The organism is Gluconacetobacter aggeris, assembly GCF_014174395.1.
In the GTDB taxonomy this organism is placed as follows: domain Bacteria; phylum Pseudomonadota; class Alphaproteobacteria; order Acetobacterales; family Acetobacteraceae; genus Gluconacetobacter; species Gluconacetobacter aggeris.
The window spans coordinates 128588-153876 of the sequence record NZ_JABEQD010000010.1; the positions used below are offsets into that span (position 1 = coordinate 128588).

The window sequence follows — 25289 nt, forward strand, 5'->3', positions numbered from 1 at the left end:
CCCCCACCGGTTCCCAACCTGCCGCCGAATGGCGAGCCCGAAGCGAGGAGGCGCGCATGAACGATCTGGTCGTGGTCCCGCAGGATAGCGAATCCGCGCCCCGCGCCCCGCGCCGCCGCCGTGCCCGGCGGCGCGAGCAGTCCCTGGCGCCGGCCACGCAGTCCGGCCGCAGCGTGGCACTGCCGCCGCCGGACGAACCCGCGCCGCCACGCGCCTGGCGGCCGGGCACGTTCGGGGTGCTGGATATCGGCTCGACCAAGATCATGTGCCTGATCGGGCGGGGCGAGGCCGACGGCACGCTGCGCGTGCTGGGCCATGGCTGGCGCCGGTCGCACGGCGTGCGCTGCGGCGGCATCGTCAACCTGCATGAGGCCGAGGCCGCCATCCGCGCGGCGGTCGGCCAGGCCGAGGACGCCGCCGAACGGCGGCTGGACCGCGTGTATGTCAACCTGTCCTGCGGCCATCCGGAAAGCCGGCTGTTCAATGTCCGCTGGCCCGTGGGCGGGCGCGAGATCACGGCCGCCGACGTCCGCCGCGTCGTGACCGAGGGCCAGATGCGCGCCCAGACCGAGGGCCGCTCGACCATCCACACCATCCCGCTGGATTTCTCGGTGGACGAGACCGCCGGCGTGCCCGATCCGCGCGGCCATCTGTGCGACCAGCTCACCTCGCGCCTGCATGTCATCGACGCCTCGACCACCGCGCTGCGCAACCTGGAAACCGTGCTCTCGCGCGCCGAACTCAAGATCGCGGAACTGGTCTCCGCCCCGCTCGCCTCCGGCCTGTCGGTGCTGGACGAGGACGAGCGTGAACTGGGCGTCACGGTGGTCGACATGGGCGGCGGCACCACCTCCATCGCCATCTTCGGCGAGGGCCATCTGCTGCACACCGCCTGCCTGCCGGTCGGCGGCATGCATGTCACCCGCGACATCGCCCATGTGCTGTCCACCTCGATCGACAGCGCGGAGTGGCTGAAGACGATGTACGGCTCGGCCGAACTGTCGGCCGATGACGATCTGGACGTGCTGCCGGTGCAGCTCATCGGCGACAACGAACATCAATTCGTCAATATTTCCCGCTCCAAGGTGGTCTCCATCATCCGGCCACGGATCGAGGAAACGCTGGAGATGGTGCGCGACCGGCTGGAATCGGCGGGCGTCGGCCGGGCCACCGACGGGCGCGTGGTGCTGACGGGCGGCGCGTCGCTGCTGGACGGGGTGGGCAACATGGCCGCGCGCATCCTCAACCGCCAGGTGCGGCTGGGCCGGCCGAACAATATTCGCGGCCTGCCCGAGGACGCGGCGGCCTGGCCCTCGTTCGCCACCTCGGCCGGCCTGCTGGCCTGGGCGGCCGGCGGCGGCGGCGCGCTGGGCGACATGGATTTCTCCGAGCCCCGGCCGCGCGGTTTCCTTCGCCGCGTCGTGGAATTCATACGAGACAGGGTATAGGAAGATGATTCACAATATCCCCTGAAAATCCGCATGCGAATCGGTACCCAAAATCCAACGACTCGTCCTGGGAGACGTCGATGACCCTCAATCTCAGCATTCCGCAGCAGAACCATTCCGATTTCACGCCGCGGATTACCGTGATCGGCGTGGGCGGCGGCGGAACCAACGCTGTCGACAACATGATCCAGTCGCAGCTCCAGGGCGTGGAATTCGTCGTCGCCAACACCGACGCGCAGCAATTGTCCCACAGCCGGGCCGATCGCCGCGTCCAGCTCGGCCCGCACCTGACGCAGGGCCTCGGCGCCGGCGCCAAGCCGGAAATCGGCCGCGCCGCCGCCGAGGAGGCCGCCGACGAACTGGCACGCCATCTCGAAGGCGCGCACATGGTCTTCATCACCGCCGGCATGGGCGGCGGCACGGGCACGGGCGCGGCACCGGTCATCGCCCGCATGGCGCGCGAGCGCGGCATCCTCACCGTGGGCGTCGTCACCAAGCCCTTCACCTTCGAGGGCGGCCGCCGCACCAAATCGGCCGATGCCGGCATTGCCGAGCTTCAGCAATATGTCGACACGCTCATCGTCATCCCCAACCAGAACCTCTTCCGCCTCGCCACCGAGCGGACGAGCTGGAAGGACGCGTTCAAGATGGCCGACAACGTCCTGTATATGGGCGTGCGCGGCGTCACCGACCTGATGATGGCGCCCGGCCTGGTCAATCTCGATTTCGCCGACATCCGCACCGTCATGGCCGAGATGGGCAAGGCGATGATGGGCACCGGCGAGGCCGAGGGCGACAACCGCGCCATTTCCGCCGCCGAGGACGCCATCTCCAACCCGCTGCTGGAAGATACCTCGATGGCCGGCGCACGCGGCCTGCTGATCAACATCACCGGCGGCGACGACATGACGCTGTACGAGGTCGACCAGGCCGCCAACCGCATCCGCGAGGAAGTGGCCGAGGACGCCAACATCATCTTCGGCTCGGCCATCGACGAATCGCTGACCGGCCGCATCCGCGTGTCCGTGGTCGCCACGGGCATCGACACGCCCTCGGTCCGCGCGGCAGAGCCGCAACCCGCCGAAGCCGCACCGGCGCAGGGCATCGACACCCAGCCGGCTTCGGCCGCTGCCCACCCGACGGCCGAAGCTCAAACCCAGGCCCAGGCCGACGCCGCCGCACAGGCCGCCCGCCCCGCGCCCAATTTCATGAACACCCCGCCGGTGTCGGCCCCCTCGCCCCATTCCACGCCGCAGCAGATGTTCCACCAGGGCGCCCGCCCCTCGCCGCGCTCGTCCCTGTTCTCCGAACAGCCGCGCGCGCCCGAACCGCAGCCCGCGGCCCAGCGCGGCAGCCTGTTCAACATCGTCACCGGCGTCCTGCGCCGTGGCGCGACCCCGGCGCAGGACACCCAGCGCGCCGAACCCGCCCTGCCGGAACAGGAACCCTCCGCCACCGTCCGCCAGGCCTCGGCCGACGAGGTGGGGTTGGATATCCCCGCCTTCCTCCGCCGCCAACCCTGACCCTGCTCGTAAATGCGCGCTGGCGGCGATCCAGCGCGCGTTTCCTGTGCTCCGATGCTCACGGCCATCAAGGCCGCTCCGCTTCGGTGCTCGGAAACACACGCTGGGCGTGCCGCTTCGCGGCACTCTCGCTCGCCAGCCCACATTTCCGAGCAGGGTCCCCTCCCTTCCACGGTTTTCCCCGCGCTCAACAGCGCGTAAGGGCTGGCGGCGATCCAGCGCGCGTTTTGGGATGCTTCGGAAAATCCCCCTAAATCGAACTTTGTGTCTTTATTTTGTCCTTATGTTTCAGACTGTTAAGTCGTAATAGTCGGCAATAAACAGTGACTCGCACTCCCGCTTCCGGGTCATTACAGATCATGCTGTTCGTGCTGTCGGTTCTGTAACGGCCAGGCAAGAAGAATACGGTAACAACCGCAGGGGGACTGTAATGGACGGTATGCTGACGATGTCGGGACAGGATTCCTCATCCATCGGCGACACCGTTTCCGCCCGTCCCCTGCCCACGCGCATCGCCCGCCAGCAGACGCTGCGCCAGAGCATTTCCTGCGTCGGGGTCGGCCTGCATACGGGCCTGCGGATCAGGCTGGCGCTCCATCCGGCCACCGAGAATACCGGAATCGTCTTCCGCCGGACCGATCTCGACGGCCGCACCATTCCCGGCCGCTTCGATCATGTCGTCGATACCAGGCTGTCCACCGTCATCGGCGATCCCACGAACCCCGCCCTGCGGGTCGCGACGATCGAACATCTGATGGCCGCGCTCTCGGCCGCCGGAATCGACAATGTGCTGATCGACGTCGACGGGCCGGAACTGCCGGCACTGGACGGTTCGGCGTCCGATTTCGTCTTCCTGCTGGATTGCGCCGGCGTGGCCGAACAGGCCGCCTCCAGGGCTGCGATCGACATCCTGCGCCCCGTCCGCGTGACCGACGGCGACGCCTTTGCCGAACTGCGTCCGGCGCGCGAGCCCGGCCTGACCCTGACGATGTCCATCGCCTTCCCCGCCGCCGCGATCGGCGAACAGAGCTTCACCGCCCGGCTGGACCGCCGCAGCTTCCGCGACCAGCTCGCCAATTGCCGTACGTTCACCCTCCGGCAGGAAATCGAGGCCCTCCACGCCGCCGGCCTGGCGCGCGGCGGGTCGCTGGACAATGCCGTCGTGGTCGACGGCGCCACCATCCTCAACCCGTCCGGCCTGCGCCACCCCGACGAGTTCGTGCGCCACAAGATGCTCGACGCGGTGGGTGACCTGTCGCTGGCCGCCGCCGCGATCAACGGCGCGTTCACCGGCCACAAATCGGGCCACGCGCTGAACAACCGGCTGCTGCGCACCCTGTTCGCCGACGCCGAGGCCTGGCGGCCGCGCGCGCGTGCGCCGCGCCCCCAGCCCCTGCGCGCGGCGGCCTGAAACCCTGCCCGCGTCAGGAATACGGACCGCGCGTACTGCCCGACAGGCTCCGACCGCGCGCCCACCGACCAAAATCGGGCCGGATCGCATTGAAAACGACGCCATGGCCTTCACCCCGGCCCGCCGCATGATATAAGGCAGACCGAACTGGAAGAGCCGGCATGTCCCTGCGCAGCATTCGAAACCATTCCGCTGACCGTTCGGCCGGCCATCGTGCCGCCCGATACGCCTCGATCGCCGTCATTCTGTCGCTCGCGGCATGCAGCGGCGACAAGAAGACGATCAACGACCTGGAATCGCATGTGCCTCCGGTCGACACGCTCTACAATAACGGCATCGACGCCCTGCGCGACCAGCGCTACGCCCTCTCGGCGGCGGAATTCGACGTCCTGCAACAGAATTACCCCTATTCCGCCTATGTCGCGAACGCGCAGTTGATGGGGGGCTACGCCTACTACCTGCAGGACAAGTATCCCGAGGCCGTGCAGCAGCTCGACCGCTTCCTGGAACTGCACCCGACCAGCCCCGACGCCGCCTATGCGTTCTATCTGCGCGCGCTCTGCTATTACGAGCAGGTCGCCGAGGTGCAGCGCGACCAGCAGGGCACGATCGAGGCGATGAACGCGCTGGAAGAGGTCATCACCCGCTTCCCGCAATCGCCCTACGCGCGCGACGCCCAGCTCAAGGTCGATCTCTGCCGCGACCATCTGGCCGGCAAGGAAATGCTGGTCGGCCGCTTCTACCAGCAGCAGCGCGCCTATCATTCCGCAGTCAACCGCTACCAGCGCGTGGTGCAGGATTTCCAGACGACCAATCACGTGCCCGAAGCGCTGGAGCGGCTGGTCGAGGTCTATCTGGACCTGGGCCTGACCGACCAGGCCCGCCGCACCGCATCCGTGCTGTCCTACAATTATCCCGGCAGCAAATGGTACCGCTACGCCTACGACACGCTGCGCAGCAAGCACCTGCTGTCCGCCAGCACTCCGGTGCCGGGCCTGGTCGCGGACAACGCCCCCGCCAGATCGGCCGACGCGGCCGACACGGCCAAGCCGCTGGCCAAGGCCCCGCCGCCGCCGTCCCAGGCCACGCACGCCCAGCGCGGCTTCTTCTCGCGCGTATGGCATTCCGTCTTCTGACGGGCGTGGAGCCCCTCCTCCCGCCATCCGGGGCAACCCGATGCTGACCCATCTGTCGATCCGCGACGTCGTCCTGATCGAACGGCTGGACCTGCCCTTCTCCCCCGGCCTCACCGTGCTGACGGGCGAGACCGGGGCCGGCAAGTCGATCCTGCTCGACAGCCTGGGCCTGACCCTGGGCGAGCGCGCCAGCGCCGGCCTGGTGCGGGCCGGCGCCGAACAGGCCAGCGTCACCGCCTGTTTCGACCTGCTGCCCGACCATCCGCTGCCCACCCTGCTGGCCGAACAGGGAATCGTCATCGACGACCCGCGCGAACCGCTGGTCCTGCGCCGGATCGTCACCGTGGACGGGCGGTCGCGCGCCTATATCAACGACCAGCCGGTGGGGGTGAACCTGCTGCGCCGGGCGGCGGCGCTGCTGGTCGAAATCCAGGGCCAGCACGAACAGATGGGCCTGGCCGACCAGGGCACCCATCTCGATCTGCTCGATTCCTTCGGCGTGCCACCTGCCCTGCGGGCCGACACCGAAGCCGCCTATCGCGCCTGGATGGCCGCGACGGCCGAACTGGCCGCCGCCCGCGCCACGATGGAAAACGCGGCGCGCGAGGAAGAATGGCTGCGCCAGTCGGTCGAGGACCTGTCCACCCTCGCCCCGCAGGAAGACGAGGAAACCCACCTGGCCGGCATGCGCCAGAGCCTGCAACAGGGCGAACGGCGCGGCGAGGCCATCGCCGCCGCCCTGGCGGAACTCTCGCCGCGCGACCGCCGCTCGTCCGGCCCCGCCGCCGCCCTGCGCGGCGCCAGCCGCACCCTGCAACGCCTGCTCCCCTCGGCCGGCGATACCGCGACCGATGGCGCCGACCGCCTGGCGCACGAGGCCCTGGCCGCCCTGGAACGCGCCGAAGAGGCACTGGGCGAGGCCGAAACCCTGCTCTCCCGCCTGGCCGCCGAAGCCGATTCCGACCCCCGCCTGCTGGAACAGACCGAGGAACGGCTGTTCGCCCTGCGCGCGGCCGCCCGCAAGCATGGCGTGTCCGTGCCGGAACTGCCGGGCCTGCTGGCGGCACTCGGCGACCGGCTGGCGGCGCTGGATTCGGGCAATGTCCGCATCGGCGCGCTGGAGACCATGGTCCGCGAACGCCGCGCCCGGTTCGAGGACGCGGCCGGCCTGCTGTCGGCGGCGCGCGAAAAGACCGCCCGCCGGCTGGAAGCCGCCGTCACGGCCGAACTCAAGCCCCTGCGGCTGGAACGCGCCCGCTTCTTCGTCACCCTGCCGCCCCTGCCGCCCGAGGCATGGAACGCGCGGGGCCGCGAGCAGGCGGCCTTCCAGATCGCCGCCAATCCCGGCCAGCCGCCCGGCCCGCTGGCCAAGGTCGCCTCGGGCGGCGAACTGTCGCGCCTGATGCTGGCCTTGAAGGTCGTGCTGGCCGGCCGCTCCGCCGTGCCGACCCTGGTGTTCGACGAGGTCGATTCCGGCGTCGGCGGCGCGACCGCCTCGGCCATCGGCGAGCGCCTGTCCCGCGTGGGGCAGGATGTCCAGGTCCTGGTCGTCACCCACAGCCCGCAGGTCGCGGCACGCGGCAACGCCCACCTGCGCATCAGCAAATCGGTGGCCAGGGGCCGAACCGAAACGCGGGCCGAACCGTTATCGACCGAACAGCGGCGCGAGGAAATCGCCCGGATGCTGGCCGGCGACACCATCACCGAGGCCGCGCGGGCGGCGGCCGACAGCCTTCTGCAAGGGTAATGACCCCCATGTCCCCCGATACCCGAGCCGACACCCCCGATCCCGCCACGATCGACCCCACAGACCTGACCGAAGCCCAGGCCACCGCCGAACTGGAGCGTCTGGCGCACCTGATCCGCACCCTGGATCGCGCCTATTACGAAAACGACGCCCCCACCGTCACCGACGCCGAATATGATGCGCTGCGCCGCCGCAACCTGGCGATCGAGGCCCGCTTTCCCGACCTTCGCCGCGCCGACAGCCCCTCGCTGCATGTCGGCGGCGCGGCCGCCCCCACCTTCACCCGGCACCGCCACCTGGTGCCGATGCTATCGCTGGACAATGCGTTCGACCGCGAGGAATTCGAATCCTTCGTGACCCGCGCAGCCCGTTTCCTGGGCCTGGACGAGGACCGAACCCGCGCCCTGCGCTTCGTCGCCGAACCCAAGATCGACGGTCTGTCGATCAGTCTCACCTACGAACATGGCCGCTTCGTGCGCGGCACCACGCGCGGCGACGGCACCGAGGGCGAGGACGTCACCGCCAATTTGCGCACGCTGCGCGACCTGCCGCAGCACCTCAGGGGCCACGCCCCGGCCCTGATCGAAATCCGGGGCGAAGTCTTCCTCTCCAAACCCGCCTTCCTGGCCATCAACGCGGCCCAGGCCAGTGCCGGCCAGAAACTGTTCGCCAACCCCCGCAACGCGGCGGCCGGCTCCCTGCGCCAGCTCGACCCGTCGATCACCGCCCGCCGGCCGCTGTCGCTGTTCGCCTACGCGCAGGGCTTTTCGTCGGAACGCGTGGCCGATACCCACGCCCATTATCTCGACCGGCTCCGCGAATGGGGCTTCACGGTCAACCCGCTGTCAAAGATCGTCGAAAGCGCAACGGCCGCCGAATCCTTCATGGACGATATCGCGCGCGAACGCTCGGGCCTCGAATACGATATCGACGGCGTCGTTTATAAAATCGACGATCTTACCTTGCAGGATCGCCTGGGCTTCGTCGGCCGCGCCCCCCGCTGGGCCATCGCCTGGAAATTCCCCGCCGAACAGGCCATCACCCGCCTGACGCGCATCGACATCCAGGTCGGCCGCACCGGCGCGCTGACCCCGGTTGCGATCCTGGAGCCAGTGAATGTCGGCGGCGTCATCGTCACCCGCGCCACATTGCATAACGAGGACGAAATCCAGCGCAAGGACGTCCGTGAAGGCGACCTGGTGCAGATCCAGCGCGCGGGCGACGTCATCCCGCAGATCCTCGGCGTGGTCCCGCGCAAGGAAGGCGATCCGCCGCGCGGCGAGCCCTTCGCCTTCCCCCACACCTGCCCGATCTGCCACGCCCATGCCGAACGCCCGCCCGGCGAGGTCGTCTGGCGCTGCACCGGCGGCCTGACCTGCCCCGCGCAGGTGGTGGAACGGCTGATCCATTTCGTCTCGCGCGACGCCTTCGATATCGAGGGATTGGGCGAACGCACGATCACCGAATTCCACGCGGACGGCCTTCTGAAAACCCCAGCCGACATCTTCCGTCTTCCGAACCACGAAGATGAGATCGCCAAACGCGAAGGCTGGGGCGAACTCTCCGCCCGCAACCTCACGGCCGCGATCCGCGCCCGCCAGACCATCCCGCTGGCCCGCTTCATCTACGCGCTGGGCATCCGGCGCATCGGCTCCAGCAACGCCCGCCTGCTGGCCCGCCATTACGGCTCGTACACCAACTGGCGCGAACAGATGCTGGCCGCCACCACCATCGGCTCCGACGCAAGGCTCGCCCTGGGCTCGATCACCGGCATCGGCACCGCCATCGCCGACGAACTGGCAGCGTTCTTCCTGGAAGCCCACAACCTCACCACCCTCGACGACCTGACAGCCATGCTGACGACGATCGAGGACGAAGAACCCCAGACCGAAGGCACCCTCTCCGGCAAGACCATCGTCTTCACCGGCACGCTGACCACCATGACCCGCCCCGAAGCCAAGGCGATCGCCGAACGCCTCGGCGCCCGCGTCACCGACAGCGTGTCAAAGAAGACCGACCTCGTCGTCCTGGGCACCGACGCCGGCTCCAAAGCCCGCAAAGCCGCCGAACTCGGCCTCGACACACTGGATGAACCCGGCTGGCGCGAACTGGCCGGCCTGCCGGAAGCGTAGGCCGGCAGGCCCGCTTCAATTCACGCCCTGCCCGAGCCCCCGCGACCAGATCGCCTTCATGCAGGATTACAAGCTTCAATCCACGCCCCCACGTGAGGAGCGACCAGCAGCCAGCGCCTCGTCCTGCAAGTCCCACCAGTTTCAATCCACGCCCCCGCGTGAGGGGCGACGCCCGATGCACGCCCAGCACGCGCACCCGCGCCTGTTTCGATCCACGCCCCCGCGTGAGGGGCGACCGCCAAGGCCGGCGAGGCATGCCTGACGGGAAATGGTTTCGATCCACGCCCCCTCGTGAGGGGCGACGCGCGTGAGCGGCGGCGCTGCGACCGTCACCCTCGTTTCGATCCACGCCCCCGCGTGAGGGGCGACGCGATTGCCGCGTCGATCAGCGGTCTGTCGAGATGTTTCGATCCACGCCCCCGCGTGAGGGGCGACGTGTGTCGTCCAGAGCCTGGAGCGATTTGCTCATGTTTCGATCCACGCCCCCGCGTGAGGGGCGACGTCTGCGATCCGCTCGAACGTCGCCCACGGCATGTTTCGATCCACGCCCCCGCGTGAGGGGCGACGCACGAGTTGACGCTGCCCGCCACGATCGAAATCGGTTTCGATCCACGCCCCCGCGTGAGGGGCGACCTGCCACCTCATCGATATTCCGCCGCAGGACATCGTTTCGATCCACGCCCCCGCGTGAGGGGCGACAGCCCGAGAACCCGGCCTGCGCGCCGTAGCCCGAGTTTCGATCCACGCCCCCGCGTGAGGGGCGACACCAGGCCGCCACCTATATCGGCCGCAATCGTGACGTTTCGATCCACGCCCCCGCGTGAGGGGCGACGCGCAGATCGCCAGGGCCTCGACGGTGCGGAACACGTTTCGATCCACGCCCCCGCGTGAGGGGCGACTCTATCGGCCGTCGCCCGCCAACCCGATGCGGTAGTTTCGATCCACGCCCCCGCGTGAGGGGCGACCTGGCGGAGCTTCGCAACCCGGAGCCGCCGGCGGAGTTTCGATCCACGCCCCCGCGTGAGGGGCGACCTGCCAGATGGAAAACCATCGATCCCAGCAGTCATCGTTTCGATCCACGCCCCCGCGTGAGGGGCGACGCGGCAGCGATACATTCATATTGTCGCCGTTGGTGTTTCGATCCACGCCCCCGCGTGAGGGGCGACCCAGTCACGCCTAGGGTAAGCGGCTGAGGTGTGCAGTTTCGATCCACGCCCCCGCGTGAGGGGCGACCGAAGGTTGAGGCCATGACCGCGCCAAGCTGGAAGTTTCGATCCACGCCCCCGCGTGAGGGGCGACCCTATGTGAGCACGTCATCGCTGCCGCTCGGAGCCGTTTCGATCCACGCCCCCGCGTGAGGGGCGACCATCCGGTCTGGGGCTCAGTACCTCCGGACGATCTGTTTCGATCCACGCCCCCGCGTGAGGGGCGACCCCGTCGACCCGCGGCAAATGCCACACTCGCCAAGTTTCGATCCACGCCCCCGCGTGAGGGGCGACCACGTATCCAACGACGCAATCGTAGGCGAACCATAGTTTCGATCCACGCCCCCGCGTGAGGGGCGACCCCAGGCCAATGGCACCGATGTAGTGCCCGAACTGGTTTCGATCCACGCCCCCGCGTGAGGGGCGACCCGCGCATTCTTGCTCGTGACGGGTCCATATCAGATGTTTCGATCCACGCCCCCGCGTGAGGGGCGACCGCGTCAGCCCCAGAAGCTTGGCCGCCCCCAGAGCGTTTCGATCCACGCCCCCGCGTGAGGGGCGACCGCACTTCATGGAGCGTGCTCCTCTCCGGTGACCGGTTTCGATCCACGCCCCCGCGTGAGGGGCGACCCCCAGCCAGCATTACACGATGAGAAAAAACATAAAAATGGGCGGCCAGCGCGAATGCCCCGGCCTCAATGCCGCTACCAACGCGAGAGATCCCTCCCGCAAACTCAAAATGCAGAAATTCCATAACGTTACGCCCTGCGCGAACCTGCCGGCATTTGATCAACAGCTAACGGTTCGCGGGCGTCAGAATAAAAGAGGGCCGTCCAGATTGAGCACAGGCTTTGCCCCGACATGTTCCACCCGGCGTTTCCCCGATGCGCCCAACTGGTAAAACCGCAGACTATCCTTGCTCGGGTCGATTTCTGCCATCAGGCTCGCTTTCAGCATCGCCCAGCGCGCCGGATCGACTTCACACTCGAATACCGAGTTCTGCACCCGCTGTCCAAAATCAAGGCAGGCTTTCGCGATCCGTCGAAGGCGGCCCCGCCCGGCCGCATCCTGCGTATTCACGTCATAGGTTATCAATACCAGCATCGATCACTTCCAGACAAAGGCAGGATAGCCATCCAGGTCGCCGCGCAGATGGCGCGCAAGCAATTGAGCCTGCACATGGACGACAAGACCGAAAGACAGGCTTTCGCCCAGAAACGGATGACGCAATTCCTCCTTCTTGCGCTCCTGCCAGGCCACCAGCACCGCCTTGCGCGCATCCTCGGTCATCTGCACCGCCCCACCCTCTTCCACGATGAAATCCCGTGCTCCGATCTGACGACGATTGATCAGGCTGAGCGCCAGCCGATCCGCCAGAACAGGACGCATTTCCTCCATCAGGTCGAGTGCGAGACTGGCCCGGCCCGGACGGTCGGCATGCAGCAGGCCGACCTGAGGATCGAGCCCCACGGTCTCCAGCGCCGACCGGCAATCATGCCCAAGCATCGCATACAGGAAGGACAACAGGGCATTGACCCGGTCCAGCGGCGGTCGCCGCGACCGCCCCCCGAAAACGAACGCCGGGTCGTCGGGCCGGATCAGATGATTGAACACGGAAAAATAGAGGCGCGCGCAATCGCCCTCAATTCCACGCAAGACATCGATCGTGTCGGAAACCAATGTCCGCCTGGCCGCATGGGAAAGCTGACGCTCGACCGTCCGGAGCGCATCGCGTGCGTCCTCGCTCATCGTGACGCTATGGTCACGCAACGCCCGCATGATGACAGTACGCTGATTGGCAGCCTTCGCCGCAACAACCCCCCGCACGATGGGCACAGCCCGCTCGGGGGCGTCCGCAACCCGATATTGTGTCCGCCGCAGCAGGACATTGCCGCTACGCTGTCCTTCGACCCGCGCCAGGAAGCGTCCGTTCGGCGCGAGAAATGACAGGGCGATACCGCGTTCCGCGCACGCCGCCATAATGGCTGGCGATGCCCCTACCCTGGTAAAACAGACAACCCCGTCCAGCAGATGGAGCGGCACACGCCCCCGCTCGGCCCCCTCGACCTCGATGATGATATTCTCGCGATCCTTGCGCAGCCAGGCATCTTCAGTCGTGACATAGATCGTATTGAGCAGACGGCGCATATCTCATTCCGGACCAAGGCTGGCATCGATCTGCCGCGCCAGCCACGCCCCGACATGGGACGCCTTTTCGACCACGCGCGGAACGCATAAATCCTGAAGCGAACATTGCTTGCAGGCCGGCGTATAATGCGGCGCCGGCGTTTGGCCCGACGCCAGCATGGCTCGGACCGCATGCGCGGCATCCGCCGTCACCCGCCGCAATTCCGGCGTGAAATCGACGGCCAGTCGCCGCCGTGTCTCGCCATAGAACAGGGCCCCCGCCGGCACCGGCACACCGAACATCTCCTCCAGGCAGAGCGCTTGCGCGCAAAGCTGCACTTCGTCGGCACGATGGGCTTTCGGGCGACCACGCTTGTACTCGACGGGATAAGGAACGGACTCCGCGCCCTCGCGGTGAAATTCCACCGCATCGGCCTTCCCCGCCACCCCCAGCTCCAGCGACCGGATCACCATGCCCCGCACCGTCCGGACCCCAGCCCGCCGATCCGGACGCCCGGAATCCACCCGCTCATGCATCAACCGCCCTTCGGCCGTCGCGCCATCTTCAGCCCAGACCTGCTCCACATGGATCAGCGCACATTGCCGAGGGCAAAAAAGATAATGCTGCAACGCCGACAAAGGCACGAGAGCATCCTCAGCGGCGGGATCAGGTGGCTGCGCCTGTTGGACCATATGGTTCCCTTAATCGTAATGCGCCACCTTCGTTTCCACATTGCGGCCAGGTATTTAACCATTGACCCGCCCGCCCGAACAGTGCTTCTTAGGCGCTGTGGTCTCTCCACCAGCGCACACAGCGCAAAACTGAGTAAGCCAATGCGACATCAGAGACGGATACGCGTAAAAATCTTCGGAGTGTGCTGCCTGGAAATCGAGTGGCTACCTCCATAGTGACAAAACAATGTCGCCATCCTTGGATGGCGTGGATCGAAACCACATCGCAGCGAGGTAATTAATCTCTACCGTGCGGGTCTCGCATCACCCGAGACCCGCCTTTTTCCTACCGTTCGATCATCTCCACCCCCGCAGGCAGGTTTTCGCTATCGATCGACACCTGATAATCCGCCCATTGCCGCGCCGCCGGCCAGTTGTCGGTCGCCGGGCTGCCGACCGGCTGCACCGAACCCTGATGCACCCGCTGCACGCTCACCCGGTCGAACAGGCTCTGCGCCCGGGCATTGCCCAACGCGCTGGCATGGCGGAACAGGATCAGCTTGCGCGTCGCCATCTCGCCGCGCGCCGCCGACCGGTCATGGTCGAACATCTGCTCCAGCGCCCGCCACAGCAATTCCAGATCGTCTTCCGAAAAGCCGGTCCCCTTGACCGGGTGCGACGCCAGCGGCGCCGAAACAAAGCCATGCACCCGATACAGCCCGTAGGGCACGATATGCTTGCGCCCCATGGTGCGTCCGCCTTTTTCCTCGGCATCCTTCTCGGTGGTAGCAGCCAGCCGGGTGATGGAAATTTCCAGTGGCAGGATCGGCTCGACCGAACGGGCGAACGAGAACTGCACAGGCCCCCGCACCTGCCCGGCATTCACGCCGGTCGTCATCACGGCCCCGAACGTCCGGATGTCCCAGAAATTCGCACACATCCATGCCGTCAGCGCCCGGGCCTTGGCCTCGTCCTTCGGTAGCTTCTTCATCTCCTCCGCCTTGGTGACGTCGGGCATGATCGCCTTCCAGGCTTCGGCATGCTCTTTGTTCAGCGTCGCACCGTCGGACATATAAATTTTATTGTCCGAAGCCAGGGCAACGAAATTGCGCACCTTGCGCTTCAACGCCACATCCGACACCAGCCCCTGATTGGTTTCGGGGTCGAGACGCGGCATGTTCCCCGCATCGGGGTCTCCATTCGGATTGCCGTCGGTCACATCGAAGAACAGGACGAATTCATAACGGTTGGTAACAGGCGTGCTCATTGATCGCTTCCCTCGTCATCGTCCTGAATCGCGGCAGCCACATCGGGGCGGCCTTTGAATTGTTCTTTGCGCTGATGGTAATATCCCACCACAAAACGTCCCTGTTCGAGCAAAGGCAGGGATCGCGGCAGATCCGGCGGCAATTTGTCCAGAATGTCCGTTATCTCCCGCTCCACCCAACCGCCCCTGCCATCCTTGCGCAAACGGGCCAGATGGTTCTGCACCCCGCGCAGCAGCAGCGGAAAGACGGTGGCCGGAGTGGCCGAGGCCGCGCCGAAATAGCGGTCCCTGATCGTGGCGTTGACCTTGCCCAGGGCCATGCGCTGCGCGGCTTCCAGCACCGCGAACAGCCGCCCCAATTGATAGGCCTTGTTAGGCTCGTCCGGTGCCAGGCTCACAGGCACATCCTCCTTTTTACGGTCTTTGCGATGGTCACGGGTCAGCACGGCGCGAATGACAGCCACATGCCAGCCCGAGAGCGGGTCATCTCCGGCGCGCAGGCGGATCATCACCGCCGCCAGCAGGCTTTGCGGGTAGCGCCCGCCCGTCAGCACCGCCCGCATGACCTCGCCAGCCAACTGGGGCGGAATATTCTTCGCCTCCTGAAGCAGGGCGGTGGTCCTGACCAGCAGGCGAAAGACCGAAGGCGCGCCGCCCCAGTTGAAAGGGCGCGGTTCGATATGCAGATCCCGGTAATGCGCGGCCAGATTTTCGGCGAATTCGCTGAATTCCCCCGTCAGCCAGAAACGCACGGACAGGCGCGCCGCATTGGGTGACAGCCCCAGCACGTAAAAACGCGTCCCCGGCAGAATGTCGGGGCGCAGATCGGCAAGCGCCCGCCCCTGCGCGATGGCATCCATATCCCGCCCGATCTTCGCCTCTTCCTCGGCATCCGTCGGCGGGTCGTTCACGCCGGCAAACCAGCCTTCCGCCGCTTCGGCCGCATCGGCATGGCTTCCCTCGGCATTGCGCGCATCGGCCCAGAACACCACCGTCGCATCTCCGATCGGCCGGCGAACCCGATTCGGCCCATCACGGGTCAGCAGATGATTCAGCGCCGCCCCATACCGAAAAGCCGCCACCGCGCTGGTCGGCGCATTCGCCCCCTGCTCCTTGCCCAGCGAAGTAAAGGCATCGAGATTGAACGAAACCAGCGCCGCACCCGCCGTCTGGGCCCCTTCGACGCCCTTGATGCTCGGATGCAGGCGCGCGATCGGCGCCTGCTCGCCCGTAATCAGACAGAAGGCTGTCGCGGCCCCAACATCCGCCTCGCCCTTTTCGACCAGGGCACGCGCCGCAGGCCGCTGGTGAATAAAACGCCGTTCTCCAGCCAATCGGAACATGACGTTGGCATCCAGCATCTCAGGCCGGAACCGCGTTCCGTCAAAATGCTCTGGCCGCCAGCGTTCCAGAAACCGCAGAAGCGCCGTCAGGCCTTCATCCGTCTGCCCCGCGAGACGCTGCTGGTGAAATGCGACAAATCTGGCATGCTCCTCCGCCGTGCGTTTGTCATTGCCCGCCGTGCGGCCCAGAACATAGGCCGTCTTGTCCCACAGGAAATTCGGCACAATTCCCACCGTCCGCTTGACGGCCGCCGGCACCTGATACAGCACGGTCTTCGGCTTCTTGCCGCGCGTATCGTGCAGATCGATGACATCGATCAGTCCGCCATCGGCATCGATTTCAATAACCCAACCAAATTTTTCCGAACTCCATCCCGGTGATGCCACCGCGCCACGCTCGGCCAGACGATGATAATATCCCTCCAGCGCCTGAAGGATCGTCATCGCGCCGCCCCGCGTGCCAGACAGGCATTCACGTCGATCACCCCGTCTTCCATCACCGCACGATAGAAGCGTGACGCCCTGTCATGGGCAAAATCGATATCGTGCAGCATCCAGCCGAAATCGACAGTGCGCTTGTCCGCCGCCAGTTCGCACGCAGGAAACGTCGCATCGTCCGTCACCAGTGCGAATTCCGCATCGAACTCGCGCGTGCCAAGACAGGGCCGATGGAAACATTGCCCCTGCGCGGCACGGCGGTTGAACATCGACGCATGCTTGGCCGCCGTATCCTCCGGCCCGGCTTTCGCGGTCAGGGTGAAATGGGCCTCGATCACATAACCCACGTCCACAAGCGCCAGCGTGGCGCGCTGCTGGCGGTTTTCCTCCACCACCATGCCCAGCCCCTCGGTCGTGCCGCGCTTCATCGCGCTGGCCGCATTGGCGGCACTGGCTTTGGCCCCGACCTCATTGCGGCGGATGGACTGGAAACGGATCGGCTTCAGCACATGAATCCGGTCGATATGCCAGCATATCGCCGGCTTCCAATGAATGGATTCAAGAATACCGCGTGCCGCCGAAGGGGTTATCACATCGTAACTGACACGTTCGACCTTGAGTTCGGGCCGTGTAAAACAGGCCCGTTCCCCCCAGACATGCAATCGGATGCTCATCCTGCTCCTCGACCTGACTGGCCCGACACCACGCGCATCCAATGCGGTATCGGTTCGTCATCATGATGGGCATTTATTATGTTCCGGCGCAACCATGCCAAAGAACATTCCTCCTACGCACGCCGGCCACGTCTCCGTTACTAGAAAATATTATCCTCCCCAGCCCGCCATAGCGGATTGTCCAATCGCAGCCCCGACTGCTCGTCATAAAGCGACCGATTCTCCAGAACGGCAAAGCGATCCCCATAAGCCTCCGGGCGGATACATTGCACCGCCCCCACCCCGATCATGGCCAGACGCACGCGTGAAGGCACCGGCACGACGTAACGCTGCAACCGGCGCACGACCATCCGTGGAGGAAACGGTGCCCCGCGTAGAATCTCTATGGCCTCCACCGCTTCGTCATCGAACGGCACGATCACCGGGTCCATGATCTCATCGATCATGCGAAATGCCTGCGCGATATCGGCAAACGGCCAGGTCAAACCCCTCTGCGTGTCGGCCAGCGCCTTCAATATGGAATAATCGCGCCCTTCCAAAGTGGCGGCGTCCAATGCGGCCTCGCCTTTCTGCCAATAGAGTTCGCGATAATATTCCCGCACCGCGTCCAATCCCAGCGGATCGTCCCGCTCCTGCCGCAACACCGTGCGGGCGGGGGCATAGAACGCATTGATGGCATCCGGAATCCGATGCTCGGCGGGCTCGAACAACACCACCCGGCCGAACGCCTCCCCCAGGGGCCCCAACTCGCCACCTCTGTTGCAGCGCCCCGCAGCCTGCGCCAGGCTGGGCAACCCGGCCGCCGCGCGCCAGACCTCGGGGAAACTGATATCGACACCAGCCTCTATCAGACTGGTCGCGACCAGCCGCACCGTCCTTCCGTGAACCAGATCCTCGCGTATCTTTTCCAGAACTTGCTGGCGATGAGTGGCGCACATCAATGTCGTCAGATGCACCGCCCCGTCCTGCCCCTCCTCGCGCAGGCGCGAGAACAACAGCCGCGCATGGTTACGGCTGTTGACGATGCACAGCATCTGTTCGCATTCGGCAAAACGCGCGACGAGTTCCCCGTCGGTGACGGCATCCCGCCGCCATTCCACCTTCACCCGTCGCAACCGCTCGTATAACCGCGCAGGCTCCGGCGCCAGTTCGCGCCCATCGGGAATGACCAATCCGTCCGGCGCCTTGTCCACCCCCTTGAACAACGCCTCATCCTCCCGCCGCAGGGCAGGCTGCGTTGCCGTACACAGGATCACGCTGGCACCGTAATTTTTTGCCAGTTCCTCGATCGCCGCCAGGCAGGGACGCAGAAGATGCACCGGGATCGACTGCGCCTCGTCAAGGATGATCACGCTGTTCGCCAGGTTATGCAGCTTGCGTGCCCTGCCCGTCCGCGCGGCAAACAGGCTTTCGAAAAACTGAACCGCCGTGGTGACGATCACCGGCGCATCCCAGTTCTCGGCGGAACGACGCAGCTTTTCCAGCCCGCTCGCCCCTTCATGCTCGCTGTCATCACTGGCCGGGCGCCGCCGGTCCCAGTCGAAACCGGCATGATGTTCCAGCACCGCGTCGCCCAGCCCCACATCATCACGAAACACCGAAGCCGTCTGTTCGATGATCGAGGTAAAAGGAATGACATAGACGATCCGCCGCAGGCCGTGGGCCGCGGCATGTTCCATGGCAAAGCTCAGCGAGGTCAGCGTCTTGCCGCCACCGGTCGGCACGGTCAGCGTAAACAGGCCCGGCTCCAGGGCCGCCTTGGCATTCGCATGGTCGAGAATGCGCGAACGCAGGCGATTGACGTCCGTATCCTCACGCCGATGCCGTGCCAGGAAGCCACGCACCATCTGAAGATGGTCCGGCGTAAGCTGCCCCCCACGCTCAGGCGGATCGCCCCCTTCCGCTGCGCTATAGAACGCCTCCGTTTCCACAAAATCCGCGTCAACCAGGCACGAAAAAAGCATCCGTGCCAGAAAGGGCAGCGAAAACGCGGCATCGATATCATTGCGGCGGGGCGGCTTCATGCTCCGCTCAAGGTCCTTCGGTAACTCTCCGGTACAGGCCTGCCACCCATCATGGCTCTCGACCGTTTTGCCCAGGCGGGTCGTCAGGCTGCCGCCTTCATGGCCGTCGCCATTCATCAATCCGCTATGATGCCCGGCGATCCCGAAACCCAGCAACCGGCCGACCAATCGCCCATAAATCTCCACGGCCCTCTGCGCACCGGCCGTACTGTGATCCGGCCCCTTCCGGCCCCCTCCGTCGGTTGGGCGGCGAATATATGCCTGATAGGCTGCCGAACATTTGCCGATATCGTGCAGCAGCCCCATCGCCATGGCCCACTGGGCCGCCCCGAAAGGGGCCGCATTTGCCGCTGCCCGCGCACCCACATTCTTCAGATGGCACGCCAATCGCTCCCAATCGCCTTCTCCCCGGTCGTCGAGCGAGTGCGCATAGATCATCACACGGCCTCCTGGCGCCCAATCAATGCCGGAACTGCTCCAGCCACGTCACCAGCCGCGCCGCCAGCGCAATCCGGGCATCGGAAAAACTGTGGTCGGTCTCGACCATCTCGGCCTCCAGATGCCGTGCGCCCGCCTTCTGTGCCGCCCGGGCGGCCGCCTCCGCCATCGTACCGATGCCATGCGTCGCCCCGATCAACGCCAGCGGCCGCCCGGCCAGCGCCGGCATCGCGGCGACCAGATCCAGCGACCGGCCGGCATGCGCCGTCTCCGCCATGATCGCCTCCTCGCTGGTGCCCGCCAGCGGCGGCATATCGCCCCGCACTTCACCCAGCAGAAACGCCTCGCGCTTCTTCGGGTCGACAAAACCACGCCCGATCGCCGCGAAATCTGCCGGATCGATCAGGAACGTTCCGATCACACCCGAATCATCCGCTCCAACCCGCGCCGCGACCATGCCCCCCATACTGTGACCCGCCACCGCAATCCGGGACGGATCGATCCCAAACCGCGCGATCACGTCGGGTTGGCGCAGATATGCCAGCGCGGTCGCCCCATCCTGCAGGCAATTGGCGAATGAAAAGCGCCCCGGACTCCCCCACGACCCGCGATAATGGAACGTCAGCACATTCCACCCCGCCCGCCGCGCAGCCTGCGCCAGGTCGAGATTCTGTTCGTTGCCGGGAAATCCATGCAGCAGCAGAAGCGTCGGATGCGGCCCGGCACCCGCCGCGCGATACATCACCGCATTCAGCGCCCCATCCTGCGCGGGAATGACGAACGCTGCCATCCCCGCCGGATGCAGCCGATCAACAGGCGGATCGGCAATCACGGCCACCGGCGGCGCGGCCAGCCCAGCGGCAGGAAGAGTGAGAAAAAGCGGAAAAAGAAAATATCGCATCAATACGATCCTGTCTTGCAGCATCATTTCGGCTGGGCCGGCACCAGCAGCAAGGCCAGACTCTCGGGCGCAAGCCTGACATCACACTGGCGCGCATTTCTGCAATCCGCCGCAGGCTGCGGCGCAGGCAAGCGCGCAGCCGCAATCAACGCATCCGCCTGCTGGCGGGTCGGCGAGACCGGCCGCCCCATGGCCTCGAACAACGCGGCCGGCGTGCCATGATTCCGATCGATCACGATCACCGTCGCCCCTTCGACGGACGCCAGCCCCCTGAACGCCAGATGCGCATCCCGCACCCCGCCGGCATCCCGGTTCCACAGCGCAACCGCGATCGCGCCATCCTCCCGGCGCGTCGCAAGCACATCGCCATCGTCCGATCCGGCCGGCAACCGCCGGTTCCCCAGACGATGCAGCAATGCAAAGGCATTGAACGCAGGCTTGGGAATGCCATGGGTGGTCAGCAACCCATAGGCGCCCGGCAGTTCGCTGGCGACCACCCCCTGTTCCTCGAAATCGTCCGAAAACGTCCAGTAGGACATGATCGGCGCCAGCCCGTCGCAATCACGCACCGTCTGCGCAATCCACGGCGCGATCCACGGACGATCGGCGCTGCCATTATGAATATCCCAATCCGCACCGAATTCGGTGATATACAGCGGCAGGTCCGGATGCCCGGAACGGTCGATCGCCCGGCGTGCCGTCCGCGTCGCATCGCACACAATATTGCCCGTATTCGCAGGCGATTTCGGCAATCGCAGCAGATCCGGCGGATCATTCGCATAGATATGCGTGGAGACGAAATCGACCGGCACATGCTCGCGCATGACGTGATCGACGAAATCCCCAACCCAGTGAATGGCCCCCGTCGCAGGCCCACCGACCCGCAGCGCCGGATCGACCGCCTTGATGGCGCGGGCGGTATTGTCATAAAGCGCGAAATACGTCGCCATTTTCGGCTGCGCCACCCAGGTCGCCTGATCGGGCTCGTTCCAGACCTCGAAGGGCCATTGCCGGACTTCCTCGGCACCATAACGCTGTTCCAGATGCGCGACGAAGGCACGGATCAGCGCATTCCAGTCCGCCATGTGCGCGGGAAACGTCACATTGGCCCGATACCAGAGCGTCCCGCCGCTATAATCGGTGATCGGCCTGGCCTGTTCGTCCGCCTTCCAGTGAACCAGCGGCTCCAGCCCCCCATCGCGGCGCAGCACGTCGCTGCCGATGGCGCTGGGCATGAACGAAAGCTCGACCAGCGGCCGGATATGATGCGCCAGAAGCCCGTCATACACGGCATCGACCTTGCGGAAATTGTAATGCATGTGGCCGTCCGCATCCGGCGCCATGATGCCCATCGCATCGTCGAAGATGCCGTGGAACCGCACATAGCGGAAGCCGGTCGCCTCCCGCGTCCGGTCCGCGTTCCGCAGATAGCTCTCCGTCAGCGCCATGTCGGCGCGATCCGAACCGAACGCCTGCTCCCAACTGTGCCGGAACGGCGTCCCGCTCCCGGTGGCATCGATCTCTATGGCGGGCACCGTCTCATCGGACCAGGCCGGACCCGACCACGACGCGCCACCCGCCAGAAGAGCGATCACCGCCGAACAGGCCCGAACAATCCGAAATCCAGCCACCCTTTTCATAAGCGCAGACGCTCCTGGTTGAGGAAGCGGGACAGCATCGCAATCGACGCGCGCTTGTCAAACCGCGCTTCCCCGCCCCCGTACCGGCCCCCCCTCCATCCGGCTGGCCGAAAGAGGCGCGGATGCGCTAGGCTGCTGATCTCATGACCCATCCCACCCAGGGGCACCCGGCCCCCACCCGCCATCCCGCCGCGTTCCCGGCCCCCTGCCCCGGCCCCGCCGCACGGGCGGAGGCACGGCCATGATGCTGCTGGCCGGGCTGGTCGCGATCGTGGTCCTGATCGGCTTCAGCATCCTGATCGCCCTGTCCGAGATCTCGTTCGCGGCGGCGCGCGAGGTGCGGCTGCGCACCCGGGCCGAGGCCGGCGACAGCCGGGCCGTGAACTTCCTGCGCCTGCGCCGCAACAGCGGGCAGGTGGTGACGGTGCTGCAGATCTGCCTCAACGCCGTAGGCGTGCTGGGCGGCGTCATCAGCAGCGACATGGTCACTCCGCCACTGGCCGACATCCTGCACCGTGCCGGTCTGGAAGCGGGCCTGGCCGGGCACGTCGCCTCCACCGCGTCCTTCATCCTGATCACGGGCCTGTTCGTGCTGTTCGCCGACCTGCTGCCCAAGCGCATCGCCATGAACGCGCCCGACCGCGTGGCGCTGAGCATCGGCTGGTTCCCCGCCATCGCGCTGAAAGTGCTGTACCCGTTCGTCTGGATCTTCTCCAAGATGTCGGACGTCATCCTGCGCGCGCTGAAAATCCCCGCCGCCTCGGCCGTCGAGCCCGTGACGCCGGAAGACCTCCGCGCCATCCTGGCCGCCGGCACCGCCTCGGGCGTCCTGCTGGAGCAGGAACACCAGATGATCCAGAACGTCCTGGGCCTCCAGGACCGTTCCGTGACCTCGGCCATGACCCCGCGCGACGAGATCGTGTTCCTCGACATGCAGGAAAGCGCCGAAAGCCAGCGCGACAAGGTGCGGGCCAAGCCCTATTCCCGCTACCCGCTCTGCAATGGCGGGCTGGACAATGTCATCGGCTCGATCCGCGCCGAGGACGTACTGGCCGCCGTGGTGGAAAAGCCCGAGGATGTCGACCCCACGGCCACCATCCTGCCGGTAGCCAAGCAGATCTCCCGCATGCGGCGCGACGTGCTCTCGCTGCCCGACACGCTCAACCTGTGGGACACGCTGGCCCAGTTCGACACGCATGGCGCCGGCTTCGCCCTGATCGTCAACGAATACGGCCTGGTGGTCGGCCTGATCACCTTCAAGGACATCATGGGCGCGCTGATGGACGGGCTCGCCAACCCGTTCGAGGAACAGGCCATCGTCCGCCGCGACGAGAATTCGTGGCTGATCGACGGCGCCGCCCCGATCGGCGACGTCATCCGCGAACTCGGCGTGCCGGACCTGCCCGACAGCCACAATTTCGATACGATCGGCGGCTTCGTCATGCACCGGCTGCGCCGCATGGCGCGCAAGGCCGACAAGGTCGAGGCCGCCAATTTCCTGTTCGAGGTCGTGGACGTCGAGGGCTTCCGCATCAACCAGCTCCTGGTCACGCGCCGCCCCCGCCGCCCGGACGCCGATCAGCCGTAATCGGGAATGCCGGGCATGGTGACGAAGCCCGGCAGCCCCCGCACCGCCCGCACCCAGCGCCGCAGCGCGGGATAGGCGGAATATTCCTCCCCCCAGTCCCGACACAGCGCGGCGGCGGGAAACAGGGCGATATCCGCCACCGTCGGCCCATCGCCCACAAACCACGCACCGCCCTCCAGCCGCCGACGGGCCAGATGGTCCTCCATGATCCGCAACGCCCCCACAGCCGCCCGCCGGCGGGCGGATTGCTCATCATCGCCCACTCCACCAAACAGGCAGGCCCGCCGCATCAGCAGCGTCGCGCGCAACGGCCCAGCGGCAAACTGCAACCAGTGCGCCACCCGCGCAAACGCCACGCGCGCCTCAGGCAGCCACGCCGGCCGCCCATGCGCCAGCGCCAGCAGCGCCCCCCCGGCCCCACAGACCATTTGCCCGTCGATCCGCAGCACCGGCAGCAACCCGGCCGGCGAAACAGCACGAAAACCCGGACGATCCTGTTCGCCACCAGGCACGACATCGACCGCGACCCGACGCGCCTCAAGCCCCAGCAGCGACAGGAACAGCCGCACCCGATAGCAATCCTCGTCCAGCTCGTCGTCGTGCAGCACCAGCTCACTCATGCCACGCCCCCCGCCAGAAAAACCCGCCCGGCCCGTTCCTCCGCCCGCGCCCGCACATCCTGCCCCCAATCGGCCAGATCATGCAGCCGCTCCACCCCGGCAGGCGCCGCCGCCAGCAGATGCAGCATGCACGCCCCCTCACGCACCGGCAGCAGCGCCGCCAGTACCCGGCCCTCCACATCCCGCTCCAGCACGGCGGCCCGATGCCCGTCCGGTATCCCGACCGCACGCGCCACATCCTGCCACGGGGCCTCGATCCGCAGCGAGCGCACCGGCACCCACACCGCCGCATCCACCTCCGGCAAGGGCCCGTCCTCCTCCACAGAAGCCCAGATCAGCCCATGACATTCCGCAACACGCAAAGGCGCGGCCCGGATCGTCCCCGGCGGCGACAGGTCGGGATGCGCCGGAATATGCACGCACCGCCCATCCGCCCCGAAGCGCCAGCCATGATACAGGCAGGCCAGCACCCCCTCGCGCACAAAGCCCAGGCTCAGCCGCATGCCGCGATGCGGGCACCGATCGTCCCACACATGCGCCTGCCCCTCCCCGTCCCGCCAGACCGCAAGGTCACGCCCCTGCACGGTACTGCCGGCCACCGTACCCGGCTCCAGATCCGCCGACAGCATCAGCGGATACCATCCGCCCTCCCGCATCCCGCTCATTCCCTCTCCCCCTGAACCCCATCCTCGCCAGGCACGGGCAGGCAGCGCACCACCGGCACCACACACCCCGCCGGCCCCAGACTGCACGCCATTTCGAAAGCCCCCACCAGCGGCTCCGGCCCCGCAACCTCGAATACCACCCGCGCGGGCCCGGTCTCGACCACCACGCACTCCAGCGCCATCAGGGCGGCACGCTCGCGGGCAAGGCACAGAATGGCCTCCACCGCCATGCATCCCTCCAGTTCCAGGCGCATCCGCTCCCACCGGCTCATGCCCGTCTCCCGTCCCCG

At 66.5% G+C, this 25289-nt stretch carries 19 protein-coding genes and 1 CRISPR repeat array; of the genes, 7 read left to right on the top strand and 12 right to left on the bottom strand.

Annotated elements, in window-relative coordinates:
* The first annotated feature begins 56 nt into the window (after positions 1-56).
* The 6 genes from ftsA to ligA all read left to right on the top strand — a co-directional run bounded on the left by ftsA (position 57) and on the right by ligA (position 9397).
* Positions 57-1448, top strand: a complete 1392-nt coding sequence (gene ftsA / locus HLH36_RS14160; protein WP_182986990.1) for a cell division protein FtsA — start codon at positions 57-59, stop codon at positions 1446-1448.
* Between the two features lie 80 nt (positions 1449-1528).
* Positions 1529-2971 (top strand): cell division protein FtsZ, encoded by a 1443-nt coding sequence (gene ftsZ, locus HLH36_RS14165; RefSeq protein ID WP_182986991.1) that lies wholly within the window; start codon positions 1529-1531, stop codon positions 2969-2971.
* Between the two features lie 430 nt (positions 2972-3401).
* Positions 3402-4382: a UDP-3-O-acyl-N-acetylglucosamine deacetylase gene (gene lpxC, locus HLH36_RS14170; protein WP_182986992.1), complete on the top strand. Its 981-nt coding sequence runs from the start codon at positions 3402-3404 to the stop codon at positions 4380-4382.
* A 161-nt stretch (positions 4383-4543) separates the two neighbouring features.
* Positions 4544-5518: an outer membrane protein assembly factor BamD gene (locus HLH36_RS14175; RefSeq protein ID WP_182986993.1), complete on the top strand. Its 975-nt coding sequence runs from the start codon at positions 4544-4546 to the stop codon at positions 5516-5518.
* Between the two features lie 40 nt (positions 5519-5558).
* Complete coding sequence (recN, locus tag HLH36_RS14180) at positions 5559-7265, top strand: DNA repair protein RecN (protein WP_182986994.1); 1707 nt, start codon at positions 5559-5561, stop codon at positions 7263-7265.
* Between the two features lie 8 nt (positions 7266-7273).
* Positions 7274-9397 (top strand): NAD-dependent DNA ligase LigA, encoded by a 2124-nt coding sequence (ligA, locus tag HLH36_RS14185; protein WP_182986995.1) that lies wholly within the window; start codon positions 7274-7276, stop codon positions 9395-9397.
* Between the two features lie 72 nt (positions 9398-9469).
* A CRISPR array of direct repeats spans positions 9470-11232; the repeat unit is 32 nt; unit sequence GTTTCGATCCACGCCCCCGCGTGAGGGGCGAC.
* Between the two features lie 183 nt (positions 11233-11415).
* Here the strand turns inward: ligA and cas2 are convergent.
* From cas2 to HLH36_RS14230, 9 genes are all read right to left on the bottom strand, one after another.
* A complete protein-coding gene (cas2, locus tag HLH36_RS14190) occupies positions 11416-11706 on the bottom strand; it encodes a CRISPR-associated endonuclease Cas2 (RefSeq protein ID WP_182986996.1) in 291 nt (96 codons plus the stop codon).
* Between the two features lie 3 nt (positions 11707-11709).
* Entirely contained in the window at positions 11710-12750 is a 1041-nt protein-coding gene (gene cas1c / locus HLH36_RS14195; protein WP_182986997.1) for a type I-C CRISPR-associated endonuclease Cas1c, read from the bottom strand.
* A 3-nt stretch (positions 12751-12753) separates the two neighbouring features.
* Positions 12754-13374, bottom strand: coding sequence for a CRISPR-associated protein Cas4 (gene cas4 / locus HLH36_RS14200; RefSeq protein ID WP_338030463.1), 621 nt, complete (start codon positions 13372-13374; stop codon positions 12754-12756).
* Between the two features lie 373 nt (positions 13375-13747).
* Positions 13748-14668, bottom strand: a complete 921-nt coding sequence (gene cas7c / locus HLH36_RS14205; protein ID WP_182986999.1) for a type I-C CRISPR-associated protein Cas7/Csd2 — start codon at positions 14666-14668, stop codon at positions 13748-13750.
* Positions 14665-16455: a type I-C CRISPR-associated protein Cas8c/Csd1 gene (gene cas8c / locus HLH36_RS14210; protein WP_182987000.1), complete on the bottom strand. Its 1791-nt coding sequence runs from the start codon at positions 16453-16455 to the stop codon at positions 14665-14667. Before cas8c ends, cas7c begins: the two co-directional genes overlap by 4 nt.
* Positions 16452-17123 (bottom strand): type I-C CRISPR-associated protein Cas5c, encoded by a 672-nt coding sequence (gene cas5c / locus HLH36_RS14215; RefSeq protein WP_182987001.1) that lies wholly within the window; start codon positions 17121-17123, stop codon positions 16452-16454. Before cas5c ends, cas8c begins: the two co-directional genes overlap by 4 nt.
* Positions 17124-17263: 140 nt before the next feature.
* The gene (locus tag HLH36_RS14220; RefSeq protein WP_182987002.1) at positions 17264-19585 is read right to left on the bottom strand and encodes a CRISPR-associated endonuclease Cas3''; all 2322 of its coding nucleotides are present in this window, start codon (positions 19583-19585) and stop codon (positions 17264-17266) included.
* Between the two features lie 22 nt (positions 19586-19607).
* On the bottom strand, positions 19608-20486 hold the full coding sequence (locus tag HLH36_RS14225) for an alpha/beta hydrolase (protein ID WP_182987003.1): 879 nt from the start codon (positions 20484-20486) through the stop codon (positions 19608-19610).
* 23 nt (positions 20487-20509) lie between these two features.
* Positions 20510-22126, bottom strand: coding sequence for a GH39 family glycosyl hydrolase (locus HLH36_RS14230; protein ID WP_182987004.1), 1617 nt, complete (start codon positions 22124-22126; stop codon positions 20510-20512).
* Between the two features lie 241 nt (positions 22127-22367).
* Here HLH36_RS14230 and HLH36_RS14235 point away from each other — a divergent pair, with 241 nt between their 5' ends.
* On the top strand, positions 22368-23714 hold the full coding sequence (locus tag HLH36_RS14235) for a hemolysin family protein (protein ID WP_182987005.1): 1347 nt from the start codon (positions 22368-22370) through the stop codon (positions 23712-23714).
* On the opposite strand, the gene HLH36_RS14240 is transcribed toward HLH36_RS14235, so the two are convergent.
* From HLH36_RS14240 to HLH36_RS14250, 3 genes are read right to left on the bottom strand one after another with little or no spacing between them, the layout of a single operon-like run.
* The gene (locus HLH36_RS14240; RefSeq protein ID WP_182987006.1) at positions 23705-24334 is read right to left on the bottom strand and encodes a glutathione S-transferase family protein; all 630 of its coding nucleotides are present in this window, start codon (positions 24332-24334) and stop codon (positions 23705-23707) included. The two genes, HLH36_RS14235 and HLH36_RS14240, sit on opposite strands and share 10 nt — an antisense overlap.
* Positions 24331-24999 (bottom strand): Rieske (2Fe-2S) protein, encoded by a 669-nt coding sequence (locus HLH36_RS14245; RefSeq protein WP_182987007.1) that lies wholly within the window; start codon positions 24997-24999, stop codon positions 24331-24333. Before HLH36_RS14245 ends, HLH36_RS14240 begins: the two co-directional genes overlap by 4 nt.
* Positions 24996-25271 (bottom strand): hypothetical protein, encoded by a 276-nt coding sequence (locus HLH36_RS14250; RefSeq protein WP_182987008.1) that lies wholly within the window; start codon positions 25269-25271, stop codon positions 24996-24998. Before HLH36_RS14250 ends, HLH36_RS14245 begins: the two co-directional genes overlap by 4 nt.
* Positions 25272-25289 lie beyond the last annotated feature (18 nt).

Coding starts and splice junctions, on each gene's coding strand:
- ftsA (WP_182986990.1), top strand. CDS start 57: ATGAACGATCTGGTCGTGGTCCCGCAGGATAGCGAATCCGCGCCCCGC.
- ftsZ (WP_182986991.1), top strand. CDS start 1,529: ATGACCCTCAATCTCAGCATTCCGCAGCAGAACCATTCCGATTTCACG.
- lpxC (WP_182986992.1), top strand. CDS start 3,402: ATGGACGGTATGCTGACGATGTCGGGACAGGATTCCTCATCCATCGGC.
- HLH36_RS14175 (WP_182986993.1), top strand. CDS start 4,544: ATGTCCCTGCGCAGCATTCGAAACCATTCCGCTGACCGTTCGGCCGGC.
- recN (WP_182986994.1), top strand. CDS start 5,559: ATGCTGACCCATCTGTCGATCCGCGACGTCGTCCTGATCGAACGGCTG.
- ligA (WP_182986995.1), top strand. CDS start 7,274: ATGTCCCCCGATACCCGAGCCGACACCCCCGATCCCGCCACGATCGAC.
- cas2 (WP_182986996.1), bottom strand. CDS start 11,706: ATGCTGGTATTGATAACCTATGACGTGAATACGCAGGATGCGGCCGGG.
- cas1c (WP_182986997.1), bottom strand. CDS start 12,750: ATGCGCCGTCTGCTCAATACGATCTATGTCACGACTGAAGATGCCTGG.
- cas7c (WP_182986999.1), bottom strand. CDS start 14,668: ATGAGCACGCCTGTTACCAACCGTTATGAATTCGTCCTGTTCTTCGAT.
- cas8c (WP_182987000.1), bottom strand. CDS start 16,455: ATGACGATCCTTCAGGCGCTGGAGGGATATTATCATCGTCTGGCCGAG.
- cas5c (WP_182987001.1), bottom strand. CDS start 17,123: ATGAGCATCCGATTGCATGTCTGGGGGGAACGGGCCTGTTTTACACGG.
- HLH36_RS14220 (WP_182987002.1), bottom strand. CDS start 19,585: ATGATCTATGCGCACTCGCTCGACGACCGGGGAGAAGGCGATTGGGAG.
- HLH36_RS14225 (WP_182987003.1), bottom strand. CDS start 20,486: ATGCGATATTTTCTTTTTCCGCTTTTTCTCACTCTTCCTGCCGCTGGG.
- HLH36_RS14230 (WP_182987004.1), bottom strand. CDS start 22,126: ATGAAAAGGGTGGCTGGATTTCGGATTGTTCGGGCCTGTTCGGCGGTG.
- HLH36_RS14235 (WP_182987005.1), top strand. CDS start 22,368: ATGATGCTGCTGGCCGGGCTGGTCGCGATCGTGGTCCTGATCGGCTTC.
- HLH36_RS14240 (WP_182987006.1), bottom strand. CDS start 24,334: ATGAGTGAGCTGGTGCTGCACGACGACGAGCTGGACGAGGATTGCTAT.
- HLH36_RS14245 (WP_182987007.1), bottom strand. CDS start 24,999: ATGAGCGGGATGCGGGAGGGCGGATGGTATCCGCTGATGCTGTCGGCG.
- HLH36_RS14250 (WP_182987008.1), bottom strand. CDS start 25,271: ATGAGCCGGTGGGAGCGGATGCGCCTGGAACTGGAGGGATGCATGGCG.